Origin of the sequence: Micromonospora sp. WMMD980, assembly GCF_029626035.1 — a bacterium.
Taxonomy (GTDB): Bacteria; Actinomycetota; Actinomycetes; order Mycobacteriales; family Micromonosporaceae; genus Micromonospora.
This window is the reverse complement of sequence record NZ_JARUBE010000003.1, coordinates 5,286,167-5,302,265: the sequence shown is the minus strand read 5'-3', so window position 1 is coordinate 5,302,265 and position 16,099 is coordinate 5,286,167. Positions and strand designations below refer to the sequence as shown.

Annotated in this window: 14 protein-coding genes and 2 pseudogenes; 6 read left to right on the top strand and 10 right to left on the bottom strand. The window is 68.7% G+C overall.

What is annotated here, in order from left to right; genetic code table 11:
- Nucleotides 1–94 precede the first annotated feature (94 nt).
- The 5 genes from O7618_RS24915 to O7618_RS24895 all read right to left on the bottom strand — a co-directional run bounded on the left by O7618_RS24915 (nt 95) and on the right by O7618_RS24895 (nt 6,674).
- A complete protein-coding gene (locus O7618_RS24915) occupies nt 95–340 on the bottom strand; it encodes a DUF6289 family protein (RefSeq protein WP_278108551.1) in 246 nt (81 codons plus the stop codon).
- 272 nt (nt 341–612) lie between these two features.
- The gene (locus tag O7618_RS24910) at nt 613–1,434 is read right to left on the bottom strand and encodes a YibE/F family protein (RefSeq protein WP_278108550.1); all 822 of its coding nucleotides are present in this window, start codon (nt 1,432–1,434) and stop codon (nt 613–615) included.
- A gap of 92 nt (nt 1,435–1,526) precedes the next feature.
- Nucleotides 1,527–2,249 (bottom strand): TIGR03943 family protein, encoded by a 723-nt coding sequence (locus tag O7618_RS24905; protein ID WP_278104874.1) that lies wholly within the window; start codon nt 2,247–2,249, stop codon nt 1,527–1,529.
- A complete protein-coding gene (locus tag O7618_RS24900) occupies nt 2,246–3,256 on the bottom strand; it encodes a permease (protein WP_278108549.1) in 1,011 nt (336 codons plus the stop codon). Before O7618_RS24900 ends, O7618_RS24905 begins: the two co-directional genes overlap by 4 nt.
- 145 nt (nt 3,257–3,401) lie before the next feature.
- A complete protein-coding gene (locus O7618_RS24895) occupies nt 3,402–6,674 on the bottom strand; it encodes a S8 family serine peptidase (RefSeq protein WP_278108548.1) in 3,273 nt (1,090 codons plus the stop codon).
- 366 nt (nt 6,675–7,040) lie between these two features.
- Between O7618_RS24895 and O7618_RS24890 the strand changes: the two genes are divergently transcribed.
- Entirely contained in the window at nt 7,041–7,424 is a 384-nt protein-coding gene (locus O7618_RS24890) for a transcriptional repressor (protein ID WP_278110140.1), read from the top strand.
- A gap of 218 nt (nt 7,425–7,642) precedes the next feature.
- Here the strand turns inward: O7618_RS24890 and O7618_RS24885 are convergent.
- A pseudogene (locus O7618_RS24885) lies at nt 7,643–7,908 on the bottom strand (SCO5389 family protein); the annotation flags it as partial.
- Between the two features lie 561 nt (nt 7,909–8,469).
- Here O7618_RS24885 and O7618_RS24880 point away from each other — a divergent pair.
- Nucleotides 8,470–8,667, top strand: coding sequence for a transposase family protein (locus tag O7618_RS24880; RefSeq protein ID WP_278108547.1), 198 nt, complete (start codon nt 8,470–8,472; stop codon nt 8,665–8,667).
- A gap of 376 nt (nt 8,668–9,043) precedes the next feature.
- Here O7618_RS24880 and O7618_RS24875 read toward each other — a convergent pair whose 3' ends face one another.
- Nucleotides 9,044–9,247, bottom strand: a complete 204-nt coding sequence (locus O7618_RS24875; protein ID WP_278108546.1) for a hypothetical protein — start codon at nt 9,245–9,247, stop codon at nt 9,044–9,046.
- Nucleotides 9,248–9,333: 86 nt separating this feature from the next.
- On the opposite strand from O7618_RS24875, the gene O7618_RS24870 reads away from it, so the two are divergent.
- Together O7618_RS24870 and O7618_RS24865 are read left to right on the top strand one after the other, a co-directional pair.
- Entirely contained in the window at nt 9,334–9,909 is a 576-nt protein-coding gene (locus O7618_RS24870; protein ID WP_278108544.1) for a GNAT family N-acetyltransferase, read from the top strand.
- Nucleotides 9,903–10,757, top strand: coding sequence for a nicotianamine synthase family protein (locus tag O7618_RS24865; protein WP_278108543.1), 855 nt, complete (start codon nt 9,903–9,905; stop codon nt 10,755–10,757). Before O7618_RS24870 ends, O7618_RS24865 begins: the two co-directional genes overlap by 7 nt.
- On the opposite strand, the gene O7618_RS24860 is transcribed toward O7618_RS24865, so the two are convergent.
- Complete coding sequence (locus O7618_RS24860) at nt 10,726–11,937, bottom strand: amidohydrolase family protein (protein WP_278108542.1); 1,212 nt, start codon at nt 11,935–11,937, stop codon at nt 10,726–10,728. The two genes, O7618_RS24865 and O7618_RS24860, sit on opposite strands and share 32 nt — an antisense overlap.
- Nucleotides 11,938–12,025: 88 nt before the next feature.
- Between O7618_RS24860 and O7618_RS24855 the strand changes: the two are divergent.
- Both O7618_RS24855 and O7618_RS24850 read left to right on the top strand, forming a co-directional pair.
- Nucleotides 12,026–12,729 (top strand): annotated as a pseudogene (locus O7618_RS24855) (cation transporter); the annotation flags it as partial.
- Between the two features lie 27 nt (nt 12,730–12,756).
- Nucleotides 12,757–13,140 (top strand): hypothetical protein, encoded by a 384-nt coding sequence (locus tag O7618_RS24850; RefSeq protein WP_278110254.1) that lies wholly within the window; start codon nt 12,757–12,759, stop codon nt 13,138–13,140.
- Between the two features lie 1,320 nt (nt 13,141–14,460).
- On the opposite strand, the gene O7618_RS24845 is transcribed toward O7618_RS24850, so the two are convergent.
- On the bottom strand, nt 14,461–14,853 hold the full coding sequence (locus O7618_RS24845) for a type II toxin-antitoxin system PemK/MazF family toxin (protein ID WP_175441341.1): 393 nt from the start codon (nt 14,851–14,853) through the stop codon (nt 14,461–14,463).
- A complete protein-coding gene (locus tag O7618_RS24840; RefSeq protein WP_278108540.1) occupies nt 14,843–15,496 on the bottom strand; it encodes a type II toxin-antitoxin system antitoxin SocA domain-containing protein in 654 nt (217 codons plus the stop codon). Before O7618_RS24840 ends, O7618_RS24845 begins: the two co-directional genes overlap by 11 nt.
- Between the last annotated feature and the right edge of the window lie 603 nt (nt 15,497–16,099).

Sequence of the window (16,099 nt, the reverse complement as noted above, 5' to 3'; positions counted from 1 at the left end):
CGCACAGCATCGGCAATCTCGCCGTCCCGGACGTCGACCGACGTCGGCGACCGACGGCCACCGCCGTTCGGCGGCCGAACTCGTGCGCCTCAGCTCACCGGCTGCTCCGGCACGGGATCTCCGAGAAGGTGAGGTAGCCCGTCCGACGGCCCGAGCTGTAGCGGGATCCGTCGCACTCCTCGTAGAGGCTGCCCACCTGCGTGCTGTGCGATGAGTCCGAATAGTAGTAGGTCGTACATTGGTGGTCGATCTTGCAGGCCCGCGCCTGAGCCGGCGATCCCGGCACGACAACGGAGACGAACACGGCAATGGCAGCTACGACGATCGCACGACGAATCATGACACCCCTCGTATCGAAACGGACCGGAAGCGGTTCAGCATATCGATGCTAGTGCATCGAACTCGTGGCTGCGGACAAGTCTGTGGATCTAATGTCCAGAGCACCGCACCGCGTCTGCCGCCCGACGACCACACCCAGGTCAGGGCTCGGCACAGTCAGGCGCAGGCGCAGGCGCAGGCGCAGGCGCAGGCGCACAGCACACGCCGGCATCGTGGTCGCCACCCTGGGGCGGGCGGGGTGGTCCGCGTGATCCGGCGGGGGTCCCGGTGTGGTCAGTAGACGCTGACGTTGTACCGGTTCAGTGCCTCGACGACGGGTTGGAAATAGGTGGTGCCGCCGCTGCGGCAGTTGCCACATCCCCCCGAGGTAAGCCCGAGAGCCGCCACCGCGGACAACACGGCGGTGATGGTGAGGCTGACCAGGGTCCCGGCGACGGCCACGGAGGTGGTCGTGGCGAAGCCGTGGGTCAGGTAGAGCACGGTGAGCACGATGGCGGCAGAGCCGACGACGGCGACCAGCACCGGTGACCGGCCGTCGAGAATGGCGGGGATGATGAACAGCAGCAGGACGGCGAAGGTCACGGCGAGGCCGGCCAACGCGGTTACCCCGCGCCAACGGGCGAACGCGATGACGGCGAGGGCGAAGGCGGCGCCGAGCAGCCACAGTTGTCGGGAACGTTGGAAGTCGACGACGACGTAGCTCTTGCCGTCGCCGGTCGGATCGTCGAGCAGGAGAAGGGTGACCTCGTCTCCGATGCGCAGTCGGGGCGCGCCGGGACCGGTGGGAATGTCGGTGCTGACGGTGGTCCCGGCATCCCGACCGCTGGTGAGGGTGGCGCTGACCGATCCGCAGCTGGTGGTCGGCCCCGCGGCTTCGTCGCTTTCTCCCGCTGCCTGTGCGCAGGGTCGCTGCGTGACCGCACGGACCTGTCCAAAAACCCGGGGTGGCTCGTCGGTGGCCTCTACCGGCGCCGCCTGGTGCGGCCAGAGCAGCAGCATGCCCAGGGCGGTCAGCAGCACCGCGGGGATCAGGAACAGCAAGGTCAGCCGGTGCCGCACCGGGGATGCCGCTCGGCCGGCGTGGACGTGGGACACGGACACTCCTCGACGGATCGGGAAACTACCGGCCGCGCGCGACGGTGGGTCCGCAGGGAACCCGGCCGGAGGCCGGCGGGCCGACCCGCGTCCTACTCGTACGGCTCGGCGGGCGCGGGGATCTTCTCCCAGGTCTCCACCTGGAAGTAGGGGAGGTCGGCGTCGTTGACGGGGTCCTTGGCGGTGTGCGGGATCCACCGGCCGGTGGAGCGTACCCAGGTGTTCGCCGGGCCTTCGGGAACGTCGCCGCGCAGGCCGACCTTGACGGGGATGCCGTCGGCGGCGCAGCAGGACAGCATGATGCGGGCGAGCATCGGTTCGCCGTCTGGGCCGGGGGCGAGGAAGCCGGTGAGCTGGATGCGTCGGCCCTGCAACGTGCGGCCGTGGTCGTAGACGGCGCGGTAGCCGTACTCGAGGAGGGTCAGTTCGGTCGGGTCGCCGGGTGGCAGGGGTGGGTAGGCGACGTCCCGGTTGTCGGTGAGGGCGGAGCCGGCGCGGGCCGCGGTGTCGGCGCCGAGCGCCGGCGGGACGACGAAGAGCAGGGCGAGCGCGGGGAGCAGCAGCAACCAGCCGACGGCGGGACCGGAACGGCCGTGGTCGTGTCCGTCGTCGTCCGGCTGGTCCTCGGGCCGGTTGAGGTGGCGTAGCTCCTGCACGAGCGCCACCAGCGCGGTGATGACCAGCAGCAGGCCGGCGGCGATGAGGAACGGGCGCAGTCCCTGTTTGACGTAGCGCAGGTAGAGGTCGGTGAGGCTGGCGCGCAGGATCGCGCCGCCGAGGAAGACCAGCACCACCGCCTGCGTTCCGCGACTCACCAGATCACCGTCCCGAGTCCGGCCGCGACGAGCACGGCGAGGGCGAAGGTGGCCGGGGCGAACCGGACGGCGAACCGCCGGCCGAAGATGCCGGCCTGCATGGATATCAGCTTGAGGTCGACCATCGGACCGACCACGAGGAAGGCCAGTCGGGCGGTCAGGGAGAACTGGGACAGCGAGGCGGCGACGAACGCGTCGGCCTCGGAGCAGATGGACAGCAGCACCGCCAAAGTGGCGAGGGCGAGGACCGACAGCACCGGCCGGGCCGCGAGGTCGTGCAGGAACTGTTGAGGTACGACTACGTTGATCGTCGCCGCGGCCATTGCCCCGACGACGAGGAACCCGCCGGCGTGGATGACGTCGTGTCGGCAGGCGGTCCAGAACGCGGCCATCCGGGGCAGCCCGTCGAGGTGGGCGCGGTGCGGCAGGCGGATCCAGTCGGTGCGGCCCAGTCGCAGCCACATCCAGCCCATCAGCAGGGCGACCAGGAGGCTGGCGCCGCCGCGGGCGGCGACCATCTCCGGGTTGCGCGGGAACGCGACGGCGGTGGCGGTGAGCACGATCGGGTTGATCGCCGGCGCGGCGAGCAGGAACGCCAGCGCCGCGGCGGGGGTGACGCCGCGGCGGATCAGCGACCCGGCGATCGGCACCGACCCGCATTCGCAGCCCGGCAGCACCACTCCGGCCATGCCGGCCACCGGCACCGCGAGCGCGGGGTGACGGGGCAGGGCCCGCGCCCAGAAGGAGCGGGGCACGAACACCGCGATGACGGCGGAGAGCACCACGCCGAAGACGAGGAACGGCGCCGCCTGCACCATCACCGACACGAAGACGGTCAGCCAGGTCTGCAAGCGCGGATCGGTGACCAGCGTCCCGATCTGCCGGTGCAGCACGCCGACGAGGATGAGCAGGAAGCACAGCACCTCGGTCGAGCCGACCCACCGCTCGCGGTCGGGCGCCGCCGGTTCGGCGGCCGGCGCGGTGGGAGCCTGCGGCTCGGACCGCACGGGCGCGGCAGGATCGGTGGTGCTCAGGCGAATCACCTCCCAGTTTCAACGGCCGTATCCTACAGTGATCGCCCGATTGCATTGCGCTTATGGTGCGGCGATGCCCGCCCTCGTCGGCGACGGGGACGGGCATCGCGCGCATCGGTCAGTTCACGGTGCCGATGGACACCGCGCCGCGGCCGACGACCGCGCCCTCGTCGGTGACCAGGTTCAGCTCACCGAACAGCTGCCGACCCTCGGCCGGAGCCGCGTTGACGGTCACGGCGCCGGTGATGGTGGCGCTGGCGCCGTTGGGCAGGGACACCGTGGTGCCGGGTGCGGTGACCTGGCCCAGGGCGGGGGAGTAGAACACGTCCCGGTAGTCGAATTGCGTGGTGCCGGCCGGCACCGCGTACCCGTCGACCTGCACCGTGTAGGTGCCGGGCTGGGGGTTCGGGATCGAGACCGACTCCTCGGAGTCGCCGTCGGCGGACTGGCCGACCTCGACGCCGTCGCGCAGGACGGTCAGGTCCAGGTCGGCGGCCAGGTCGCTGGTGTTGCCGATGGCGACGTCCAGCCGGGTGGCGCCCGCGGGCACCTCGACGGTGTAGGTCTTGCGCGCACCGTCGGCGATGCTGTCGCGGGAGGAGGCCGAGCTGCCCAACGGACCGCCCTGACCCGTGATCACCACCGGGCCGAACATGTTCGTGACCGTCCAGGTGACCGGCGTGGACTCACCGGCGGTCACGCTCGGCAGCGTCACCACGGCCGGCTCCACCTTGACGCCCTGCACCCGCGCGGTGAGCTGGAACGGGTTGTTCAGCGACGGCGAGGTGCGCCGTGCCTCCACCTCGATCTCCCAGATTCCGGGCATCGGGTTGGCGTAGTCCCGCTCCTGCGGCTTGCACGCCGCCGCGTCGGAGTAGTTGGTGTAGCAGGCGGTGCTGGCGGTGCTCTCCACCGGCACACCCCAGGGGTTGACGGCGATGAACCGGGTCTGCGAACCGGTGGCGATGCCGGACAGGTTCACCTGCAGTGCCGCCGCCCCCTCGGGGACCGAGACGAAGAAGCTGGTCGTCGAGTTACGGTCCACGCTGCCCGAGCCGGAGAACGCGTACGCCGGCCTGGTGGGCCGGGTGGCGGCGACGACGGTGTTCAGGACCTCGAAGTCGACCACCTTGGTCCTCGGGTCGTCGATGCGCAGGATGGCTCCGTGAGCGCCGGCCTTCGGGGTGGCCGTCACCGGGATGGAGACGGCCTTGTTCAGCGGCAGGTCCACCGACGTCGGGGCGCGGAACGTCCCGTCGTTGCCCCGCCACTGCAGCTTGTGGCGGATCACGCCGGCCGGACCGCTGGTGCGGGTGACCTTGACCTGGTAGGTGCGCGCCTGACCGGCCTTCTGGCCGCCCTGCCCGGGGGCGCAGCGGTTGTAGACGCCGGTGCCCCGGTCGGGGGTGGCGAGGAAGTCGGAGATCGGCGTGCACACCGGCGCGCTCGCGGTGTAGCCGCGCGGGGTGACGGGCTTGGCCAGCAGCTTCCAGGCACCCGGCACGTCGAGCAGGCCGTTACCCTGCGCGTACGCCGGCTCGCCCCTGATCCACGAGGCCGAGCTGACCACGGCCCGACGCAACGCCGCCGGGGTGACCCCGATGTCGGTCGCCCTCGCGGCCGACAGCAGCAACGCCGCGCCGCCGGTGGCCTGCGGAGAGGCCATCGAGGTGCCGTTGAACATGGCGTAGCCCGGCGGCAGCGAGTAACCGGCCTCAGCGGCAGGCGAGCCGGCCTGCCACAGCGGGATGGTGGAGATCGCCGAGCCGGGCGCGCTGATGGTCGGCTTGAAGCCACCGTCCTCACGCGGCCCACGCGAGGAGAACGGGTGCAGCTGGTACGGCCGGCGGGTGACCGAGCCGTAGTTCGCCAGCCAGGTCTCCCGGCTGATGCTCGAGGCGACGCTGACCACATTGTCGGCGACGGACGGGTCACCCACGGTGTTCACGCCCGGGCCGGAGTTGCCGGCGGAGATGAACATCTGCACGCCGTAGTCGGTGATCAGCCGGTCGTACAATTCGGCGCGGGCATTGTTGGCGTCGTTGAGCGCCGGCAGGCCGCCGATGGACATGTTCACCACATCCACCTTGCGGTTGACCACGAGGTCCACCATGCCGGTGGTCAACGCCGCCGCGGTGCAGCCTCCGCCCCAGGTGCAGGCCCGGGAGGAGACCAGCTTCGCGCCCGGCGCGGCCCCGTCGAAGCGGGTGTTGCCGAGCATGTCGTTGGCCGCGGTGATGCCCGCGACGTGCGACCCGTGCGCGTCCTCGATGATGCCGATGTTGACGAAGTCCGCGGTCTGACCGGGCAGGCCCGCCGGTGCGAGGTCGACGTCCTCGCGGTACTCGACCACGAACGGCATCTGCTCACGCACCGCGGTGGCGGGATCGTCGGCGCCGAAGTGCCCGACGTCGAAGCGCTCCTTGTAGGGGCGCATCACCGGGTTGTCGGTGAAGTCACCGTCCTGGTCGGAGTCCACCCGGATGTCGTGGCTGGACGGGTCGTAGAGGATGCCGAAGCTGTCCGAGGTGTCGCCGTCGCGGTTGACGTCACCACCGGGCTCACTGCCCTCGGTGATCTTCTCGTTGAACACGTTGAACAGCCAGGTGCCCGCCGGCGCGGTCCACTGGCGCCCGGCCGCGGTGAACGACGGGCCGGTGACCTGCGTGCGCATGGCCCGCCAGGTCAGGTCACCCTCCAGCAGCGGGTCGGTGGCGGTCACCCAGTCGACGATCTTCCGCTCGCCCGTCGAGGTGGTCTGCAGAGCGGGATTGTCCAGGTCGACGCCGGAGTCCATGATGCCGATGGTCACGCCGCGGCCGTCCCACGTCGGGTGCGCCTTCTTGAACGCCACCGCGCCGGTCTCCCCGGTCGGCATGTAGGGGTTGTCCGCCGGAGTCGCCGCTCCCGGACCCGACGGAGCGGCCTGCGCGGCGACCCGCCGGCCAGGCAGCGACTCCGCGCGCGGGTCGGGCAGCGTGATCGACTCGTTCAGATCCAGCGCCGAGACACCGGGTAGCTTGGCGGCCTTGACGACCTTGTCCGTCGGGACCTGTGCCAACACATAACCGACCTGGTCGACCCGGTGGGTGACCGTGCCACCGAGCTTGCGGATCTCGGCGGTGACCTCGCCGGCCTTGCCCTTGTCGGTGGCGACGATGACCGTGACCGCCGGCTTGCGCTGCGCCTGTGCATCGGCGAGCAGCCCGGCGTCGTGGCTGCCCAGCGCCTCGGCCGGCGCTTCCTTCGGCACCTCCGGCGCAGGTGCCGGCGGTGCCGCCGGCTCGGCCGCCGCCGGGTTTGCACCAGTCAGCGCGACCGCGCTGGTGGCGACGGTGGAGGCGAGCAGGGCGGCGAAGCCCCGCCTACCCCACAGGGATGGATGTCTCACGGGCGGATTCCTCCCAGAGCGAGCGCCCGGTGACGGGCGCGACTGAAGGGGATCATCCGCTCAACGAAAGCCATTGTCACTAAGTGCACAAGACGTTGTGACCAGTCTGTGACCAAGCTGCGTTCCGGCGTCACAAAGGCGCTGGAATAACGGCGCGGCAGGTAAGCGGGATGCCAGCCCAAGCCTCGGTGGAGGCTCGGCTCGCATCGATGCGGCACTGATACAGTCGGCCAGACCATTGCACATATGCGCAACGCATAATGGGTGCTGATGTCGAAAACTCGAGACCACGCCGCCGACCAACCTGCAGCGGGCCGGCCACGGAGCGAAGGGAGACAGCGAACGGTGAGCGAGGCGCCGACCGGCATGACCCGCAACACCCGCCAGCGTGCCGAGGTGCTGGCGCTGCTGCGCGAAGTTGACGGCTTCCACAGCGCGCAACAGCTGCACCAGATGCTGCTGGATCGCCAGGCGCGGGTCGGCCTGACCACCGTCTACCGGACACTACAGCTGCTGGTCGACACCGGTGAACTCGACTCCACCAAGCTGCCGGGCGGAGAGCAGCTGTATCGGAGGTGCAGCCAGAGCCGCCACCACCACCACCTGGTGTGCCGTGGGTGCGGTCGGACGGTCGAGGTCGCCGGGCCGGCCGTGGAGCGGTGGGCCGACCAGGTCGCCAGCCAGCACGGCTTCACCGACGTCGGTCACACCATGGAGATCTTCGGAGTCTGCGGCGCCTGCGCCGCCTGAACACCGTCCTGCGATGGATGCGCTCGCCCCCACCGCAAGGCCGGCCCGGATGCCGACCAGCTCGGACGGGTCGTCTGAGCCGGGCCGCTATTTGCGCCAGCCGGCTCGGAAAGCGTGGGCCGCTCGGCGGCCGGCGTCCTACTCCGCCAGACCGATGCCCGGCGCGCAGGAACAGGTGAGCCTGAACCTGCCCGCCGGGACGTCCTGCAGTGTGGTGGTCAACAGTCAGGCAGCTCGGGTGACTGTTTGAGCAACTGCCCGCGGGTCGAGACGAACCTGCGGTAGAAGTCGGAGTCGACGGCGCTCGACCGGAACGCCGCCATCCGGTGAGAGTCCTTCTCAAGGCCAGCTTAAGGCCGAAGTGGCGCTCCAGACCGGAGCGGAGCGCACCGCTGGCCAGCGCCCGCAACAGCTGACCACGATCGGTCTCGGTGGGCGGTTGCATGAGATTGTCGGCGAAGTCGGCGGTGGAGGACCCCAACTCCTCGACCGCTGCCGCTGAGCTCCCGCTGAGGTCCTCGCAACGGATCAAATGATCGGTGACATCCGAAGCGGAATTCATTATCGTGAAGCTGTCCGCGAGGTAGGGGGTACCTCAGGTGAGGCGGACCCGGCCGGCGCGTCGTCCTGTAAGGGTCGGACGTCGGCCGGCCTCTTGCGGCGGCGCCATGCGGCGGAGCGGGCTACCTGCCTTTGGTGCAAACAGAAATCAAGTCCGTTAACATCGCATCGGAACGTTGGTCGGTGCTGGTACCTCCGGCGACGGCGCTCCCTGTGGTGGCGCGACAGCCTTCTCACCATTGCTGTCGCGCCACTCACGGCCCCGTGCACGGTAGCGAATCCTTGAGCATCGATGATCGTTTTTTGCGTCGTGGTGGGCGCTGCGATCATGACCAACCGGGGTATGACGGGCCTGTCCCGCTCGGTGATTGAGGACCTGGTCAGCGAGTTGAGGCCGCGGTGGCGGGCACGGCACCGTGACCGGCTCGCCTCGCGGATACGCCGTCGCCGGATCGGAGCAGGCGCCAGGCACCGGTTCGGGGCCGTGGATCGGCGGCTGGCCATGCTGGTCCATCTCCGTCACGGGCTCACCCACGACGTGATCGCGGCCTGGTTCGCTGTGCACCGCTCGACGATCAGCCGCAGCATCGCCGAGATCAGCCCCCGTTACCTTTTTGATCGTCCCCAGCCGGGGACCCTCGGTCGCCCGGCCCGGTATGACTTCCTGCCCCTGTCGTTGTGATGATCCGGGGGGTGTTGTCGCCGGGTCGGGTGGCGTCGGCGGACCGCTGATAGGGACACGGCCACCCGTGTTCGGGGTAGGTCTCTTCGTAACGTGGCTGCCGGCAGTCCGACGCTCAGGCCAGCGGCCGAGGCCACCGATCGATGCGTGGAGGCGGCTGCGGCGAACGACGGATACGGCGTCTACCTCGGCTTGGACGTCGGAAAAAGGGTTACCACGCGGTCGGGCTGGCTCCGGACGGCAAACGGCTGCATGCCACCAATCCAACAAGTTGGTGTTTCCGGCCTGACCTGCCGGGCGTTGTGCCTGGTGAGGAGGGTGCCGTGATGACCGCGGCACTGAACGACCAGACCGGACGTAGGATTTGTGCAGTCCCTCAAAGGGCTTGCGTCTGGGATAGCGGTAAATTGCGCGGCGGGCGGGCTGGCGGCATCGGCGCAACCTTGGCCCACAACTCGTCCGAGACGATCCACGGCGGCTGGTGATCCGCCCCTTCGTCGTCGAAGCCGTCACCAATCGAGTTAGAAACGGTTGTCATTAGCAGATAGGTTGGGCCGATGTCGCCGGACGGGATCGCCACCTGCCGGTGGCGCCGTCGTGCGGGTCAACGTCCGAACGCCGCGACACTCCAAGATCTCCTTAGACGCAGGGCGGGAGAGTAGTAACATGCCAAGCCATCAGAAAACAGGTCAAAGCAAAGTCTCTGACCTGGTCGTCACGCCTGCCGCCCCAGCTGATCTGCAGGCGGCGGAGGCGATCATGCGTGAGGTGCTGCACACCGACCTGGGGGGATACCTCCCGCAGTGGCACCACGACATTGACGACCTCGAAGCGACCTACCTGCGTACACCGGGAAGTGTGCTGCTGGTGGCCCGAGACGTGACCGGCGTCGTCGGCACGGCGGCCGTACGGCCGTGTCGGTTGGCGAGTCCTCCGAATCCGGATTGGCTGGCGCAGGAGTACAACCAGCCCGACGTCTGCCAACTGGTGCGCGTGTGGGTGGTCTCCCGGGCACGGCGCTGTGGCGTCGGTCGGGCCCTTACCGAGCGGGCGGTGGCCTGGAGTGTCGGCCCCGGCGGCTACCGGCGCGTGTACCTGCACACCGACGCGAGCGTCTCAGGCGCGGAGGCGTTCTGGCGATCCCTGCCGACACGCGAGATCTACGATGAACGGCCTGATCCGTTCAGCACAGTGCACTTCGAGATCGACGCCGACATCATGCTGCGAACATCGCAATGCTGAGCGTGGCCGCTGCGCCAGTGCAGGGTGTCGGTCGAGCCGATCACATCATCAGCCTGTATGAGCAGCTACGCGCCCAGCACAGTCGTGCCCCGTCACCGGAAGTCAACGCGTTGTTCGCCGATCTGGTGCGGGTCTGTGTCCACGCCGATGCGCGTGACGTCGAGTCGGCCCTGGCGGATCCGCGGATCATCAGGGTGCGATCGGACCTGATCCGGCTATGCGCGGAGGGCGAGTCGCTGCTGGAGAACGCGTGGGCGCACCAGGTGCTCACCGCCGCCGACCCGCATGCCCAGGCGGCCGCGTTTCCCTATCTTGGCAACTATGAGCAGTTGACTCGACTGGAGTTGCACGCCTTGGCGGCAGCCGGTCATCGGCTGGAGGCCACCCGCGGAGTCTGTTTCATCGGCGGAGGTTCGTTACCCCTGAGCGCCATGCTGCTGAGCCAGGCGACCAGAGCCCACACCACGGTGGTGGATCGCGACGTCGAAGCCGTGAAGCTCTCCCGCCGATTCGTCGACCGGCTCGCCGAAGCGGAACAGATCACGGTTGTCGTGTCCGACGCGACGTCGGCGCCGGACATGGCCCGCGTCACCGCCGGTTGCGACGTCGTTGTCGTCGCGGCCCTGGTGGGTACGACGCGGGCGGAGAAGCTGGCCGCGTTACGGGCCATCGGTACCTCGATCGCACCGGGAACGTACGTGGTCATTCGTACCGCGGACCGGTTGCGGGCGCTGCTCTACCCGACGGTTGACCTCGGTGACGTGCACGATGCCGGGCTGGTCCTCGACGTCGTCCTGCATCCCTACGGCGAGGTGGTCAACTCGGTGATCGTGGCCCGGCGTCATTGACGATGACCGGCCGTCCGCGCAGTATCACTCCGCGCACGCGGGTCAGGGCAAGAACGTCATGTGCCAGGTCACCCTCGACGATGAGCAGGTCGGCGACCGTGCCTGGCCGCAGCCTGCCGACCGTGGCGCCCAGCCCGCACGCCTCGGCGGCACCGGATGTCGCCGCTCGCAGTGCCGCGTCGACTGGCAGGCCGGACCGGACCAGCTCGGCCACCGCATAGGCGAGGACGCCGTGTGGTTTTGCCGGGTGAATACCGGCGTCTGAACCGGCCAGCAGCGGCACCCCGGCGGCGTGCAGGCGGCTGACCTGAGCGAAGCGGGCCGTCAGCGTCATTCCCGTGCGCCGCATGACCTCGACCGCCTCCGGCGATGGTGGAAGTGCGGGCAGCCGCCCGAACGTCGGGCACACCTGGACCTGGTGCGCGGCCAGCCCGTCAACCACCGAGGCCGGAGTGTGAATCCCCGTCGGGGTCAGGCAGGTGCAATGCTCGATGCCGTCGACGCCGGCGGCCAGACATAACTCGACGGCGACCACCGGGTGGGCATGCGCCGTGACCGGCAGCCCACGACGGTGGGCCTCCTCCACCACGACCCGGACGTCGGCCAGCTCGAACTGCAGTCGCAGCAGGTCCGAACCGGCTGTCATGGCGCCACCGCTGACAACGATCTTTACGATCTTGGCCCCGCGATCGTGCCGTTCGGCGACTGCCGACCGCAGCGCCTTGCTGCCGCTGGCCTGTCCACCGAGTGCGGCGCAGTGCCCATTCACCGACGTGATCGGCGGTCCCGCCCCGACAACCGACGGCTCGTCATCGCGTACCGCCCGCTCCACCACGACGAACCGGTTATCGCCCAGATCCCGCACCGTCGTCACACCCGCACCGACCTGTGCCACCAAAGATCGGCGGATGACCTGCTCACGCTCCGCGGCGCTGCGCCCCGCGTCCAACCCCAGGGCGTTCGGCTCACCACCAGCCACCAGATGGACATGAGTATCGATCAACCCGGGCAGCACCGTCGCATCGGCGCGGTCGAACACCCGCTGGCCGGCGTCAATCGGCGCGTGCGCCGGTCGAACCGCGACGATCCGACCGCCATCGACCTGGACCTGCGCCCCACCGGGAAGAAAACGCTCGCCATCAAATGCGTGTGCCGTTCGGACCACATAGGATGCGACCACGCCTTGAACGTACAGTCTCCGAAGGTTCACAACCATTGCAGGATGCACGCGCGGATGCCCCGGGATCGCAGGTGGGCGCCGCCGCCGTGCCGTCGCCTTCCACCGCCGCGCCAACCTCGAACACACCGCCGCATCGCTGTCGAACCTGCTGTCGGGCTGCCTGCTCATCGCCCTGCTCGCCCTGGCCCTGCTCGCCAGCTACATCCCCGAAACGAGCATCGCCGGCGTCAACCCGATGTCCGCCGTGCTCGTCGCCACCTACATCGGTGGGCTCGTGCTCATCCGCCGCGCCGGCGCGCAACCGATGTGGCAGGCCATCGCCACCGCCGAAACCCGCCCCGATGTCCCGCACAACGACAACGCGCTCAACCAGCGCCCACCGGCGTGGCTGTGGACCAACTTCGCCGTCGTCGGCTTCCTCGTCGCCGCCGGCGGTTGGCTCGTCGCCCTCGCCGCCGATAGCGTCGTCGAGACCACCGGACTCTCCGCCGGATTCGTCGGCGCCGTCCTGATGGGCGTGGTCAACGCGCTTCCGGAAACCGTCACCGCCATCGCCGCCGTACGCCGCGGCGCGGTCACCCTCGCCATCGCCACCGTCCTCGGCGGCAACATCCTCGACGTGCTCACCCTCGCCGCCGGGGACATCGCCTACCGCCAGAGATCGATCTACCACACCGACGGAGATCAAGAACTGCTCGCGACCACCACCAGTCTGTTCATGACCGCCGCCCTCCTCGGCGGTCTACTCATCCGCCCCAAACCTGCGGCTGGGGCCGCCTTGGCTTCGAAGGCGCGGCCGTGGCCGCGACTGCTCTGGCGATGCAGGACCGGCACCTGCTTCCAGGGCAGGCGCCGCAGCTGCGCGGCGAGCGTGGGCTGATTGTCTTTGACGGTGAACAGGTAGTGGGCGTGGCGCTGTTGCACGAGGTAGACGGCGTGGGCGCGTTGCGCGTGCATGGCATCGGCGGTGATCACCGTGTCGGTCAGGTCCGCCGCGGCGATCTGGTCCAGCACGGGCGCGAACTCACCGATTTCGTTGGTCTTCGCGGCGATCTCGCGGGCGGCGAGGGTGACCGCGTCGGCATGACGCACGGCGGAAGGATGAACGCGCGACTGCCGTCGGGGCGTATGGCCCCGCGGAGACATTTACCGTCGACCGCGACGGCTTCGCGGCGCGGCCGGTCAGCGGGGGCGGCACGGTGAGCGCGACGCTGTTCCCGCTCGGGCACACCATCCGGAGTCACCACGTCGGTCGCGGACCGGGCCAGCGCGGCCAGGTGCCCGTACCCGACGCCGGTCAGCACGCCCGGATCAACCCTGGCGTAGGCGTCACGCAGGGTCCGCTCGTCAGGAACCCGGTACCGGCCGGTCACCGGGTTGAACGGGCAACCCAGCCGGGCCAGTTCCCGCTGTCCACAGCGTCGGACCCACTCCGCGATCGCGGTCAGCGAGTTGTGGCCGGCCGCGCTCATCGCGCACACCCCGATCGCCAGCAAGGTAGCCAACCGGTACCGCACACCACGAGGATCACGAGGGTCGGCGACCTGCCCCAACCGGTCCAGCAAGCCCGCAGACGGTGAATCGGCACCGATAGCAGCAGCCGCGGCGTGACCCGCCCCGGCGATGAGCGATGATGACACAGCGAGCACGACACCCTTGGTGAGTCTTGAAGCGTAGACAACTTCATGATCCACAGGTGTCGTGCTCGCTCCTCATCCGGGCACGGCCCTCAGGACAACGTCAGGCCAAAGAGGACATTCGCGGACTACTCCGGGGCCCTGGGCTCGTAGGCCCACACCATCAGCTGGGCAGGGTCACGGCAGTGCAGCCTGGTCATCGCGCGGTTTTGCCGTGAGTCATGGCGGTCAGCGAGCTGATGACATGCTCGCGACGATCTCGTCGTTGCTCAGCCCTCGGGCCGCCAGCTCGGACGATCTCCTACTCGCGGACGGCCAGAAGGTCCCGGTCGACCGCCAGGTTGGGCGGGGCGGGCGCGGTGACGAACTCGCTGATCAGCGTGGGATGACCACCGGGGGAAGCAGCGCCTTGCCGCGGGCGACGACAGTGACGGCGCGCAGCAGGTCAGCCGGGGCGACCTACGTGAGCAGGAACCCGCTGGCGCCGCCCGCGGCGCGGCGCTCGCGCTAAACAACAAACAGTTCGTGCAATGCTCCATCTGACCTGCACGGATTCACAGGTCAGCAGGTTGTGGGCCGCCTGGGACTCGAACCCAGAACCTAAGGATTAAAAGTGGCCAGAAGTAGACGGAGTGCCACCATTTGTCCGCCGTCCGAATTCTGGACGCATCGTCCGGCCGCGTTGGTGCTGGTCCGCGCGATGCCTCCGTTGGCTGGCACGGGGATGAGTGGTCGGCGGGGGCGCGAATCCAGGGGTCGCGCCGTGAGTCCGCCCGGCATCGGAACATCGGAGCATCCGTGGAGCACCCGCCGTGCGCCGGCGTTGACGCGGGCTGTCGACCCTGGCTTCTGGGTACTGATTGGGCTCGGTGGTCGGCCGCGACACCTACTGTGTGGGCTCATCCAGGTCGACTAGGCCGAGGTACTGCCACAGCCGAGCCTGAATTTCCTCAAGCCGCTGCGCGGGCAGGATCCCGATCATGTCCGTCAACTGGTCCTTCATGAGCGGCTGAACGGCTGGCACCCGGACCCAGCATTTGCTGGCGACGTTGCCCTCGCCTGCGCTCAACTTGACGCAGTACACGGTTTTGCGAGTGGACTCGGACGATATCGGGGCCACCAGCACGAACCGCCAGCCCGCGTGGCTGTTGGTGTCGGGCCCTGTCAGAACCACCACTGGACGTCGTGGGTGGGTCTTGCGGTCATGGTTCGGGGGCAGGCTGATGTCGGTGTCGGTGACCCAGTAGATCCCGCCCTGGACGACGGGACTACTCGTCATCACCCAGCAGTTCCCTCGTTGCACGCCTGCGCGGGGCGGCCAAGGCGGCTGACTCGATGATCATATCCTCGAATACGCCCGGATCATTCTCCTGCTCAGGCAGTCGATTGATGATCCCTTGCATCCTGGCAGCCAGGCCAGTGAGCCGCGGCCGCGGCCGTGCGAGGGAGAGGTCAAGTGTGGTGCCGCGACCACGCCCCTGGGCGTCTCGCATTGGTGCTGTCTGGTAGCTAAGGTCCTTCAAGCTCGTGGCTAGCAGGTCGCCGAACTCTGCCACCACCGAGGAGAGGACCGCCATCTCCTCAGGCTCCATGTCGTAGCCGACGCTCGCTTCGTCGATCAGGCGTAGCCACTGCCCGCCGTAGTACGGCTCAGGCTCCCGGCGGACTACGCCGGCCTCTACTAGCTCGTCTTCCAGGAAGAGGAGACTGTTGTTGTACGGTCCGTAGTTGAGCCACTTCCACTGAATGCCGGATACTGGGTCGTCACCAGCCTCGATGGCTCGCAGGTCTGCCAGGTACAGCAGCTTGGCGATCTTGAGGCGTGTGATGACGTAACCCAGAGTGCGGGCCAGTCCGAGAACAGCGAGGTACGCCGCGGCGGTACGTGCCGAGGCGTTCTTCGGGTGCACGGGCTTAGTCATTGCTTCCAGTCTAGTAGCGCGGCAGGTATAGGAACAGAGGATGGTCGAACGCTTGTTCGAGCACAGTCTCACGCGTGGAGGGCGTTTCCCCAAAGAGTGCCATAACTCACAAATACCCCTCTAGTGGGCGCGCCACACGGCCGGAGTCGAGGTCGGAGAGACCAGCCGAAAGAACTCCCGTTCCATGGCTTGTCTGGCCCGCTTGGTGATCTCGGCGGTGAGCATCTTGTCGGGTACGGGCGTGACGTCACACGGCTGCATGGGGACCCATAGAGGTCGTGAGCAAGCCCCGGTCCCTCCACCCACGGTGCCGTGGATCAACCAGTGCTCGGTGTTCCCTGGCCGGTCGGGGTAAGCTGTATTCAGCAACACCTGCCACCCATGGCCCATGGGCTGGAAGTCGTAGAGCCGAGGCTCCGGGGGCAGACCCGGCCCTCGGCTCAGCGCATTTTGGGGCTACGACAGATTGATCTTGTGCCTCTGCAGCACCTTCGCAAGCGGTGCTACGTACTCCTCGGCGCCCTTGGCCCACTCGGCAGTGACCGCGCCCGCGACAATGTCAGCCAGACAGATCAGCGGCTCGGCGCGGGACGACACGGGATC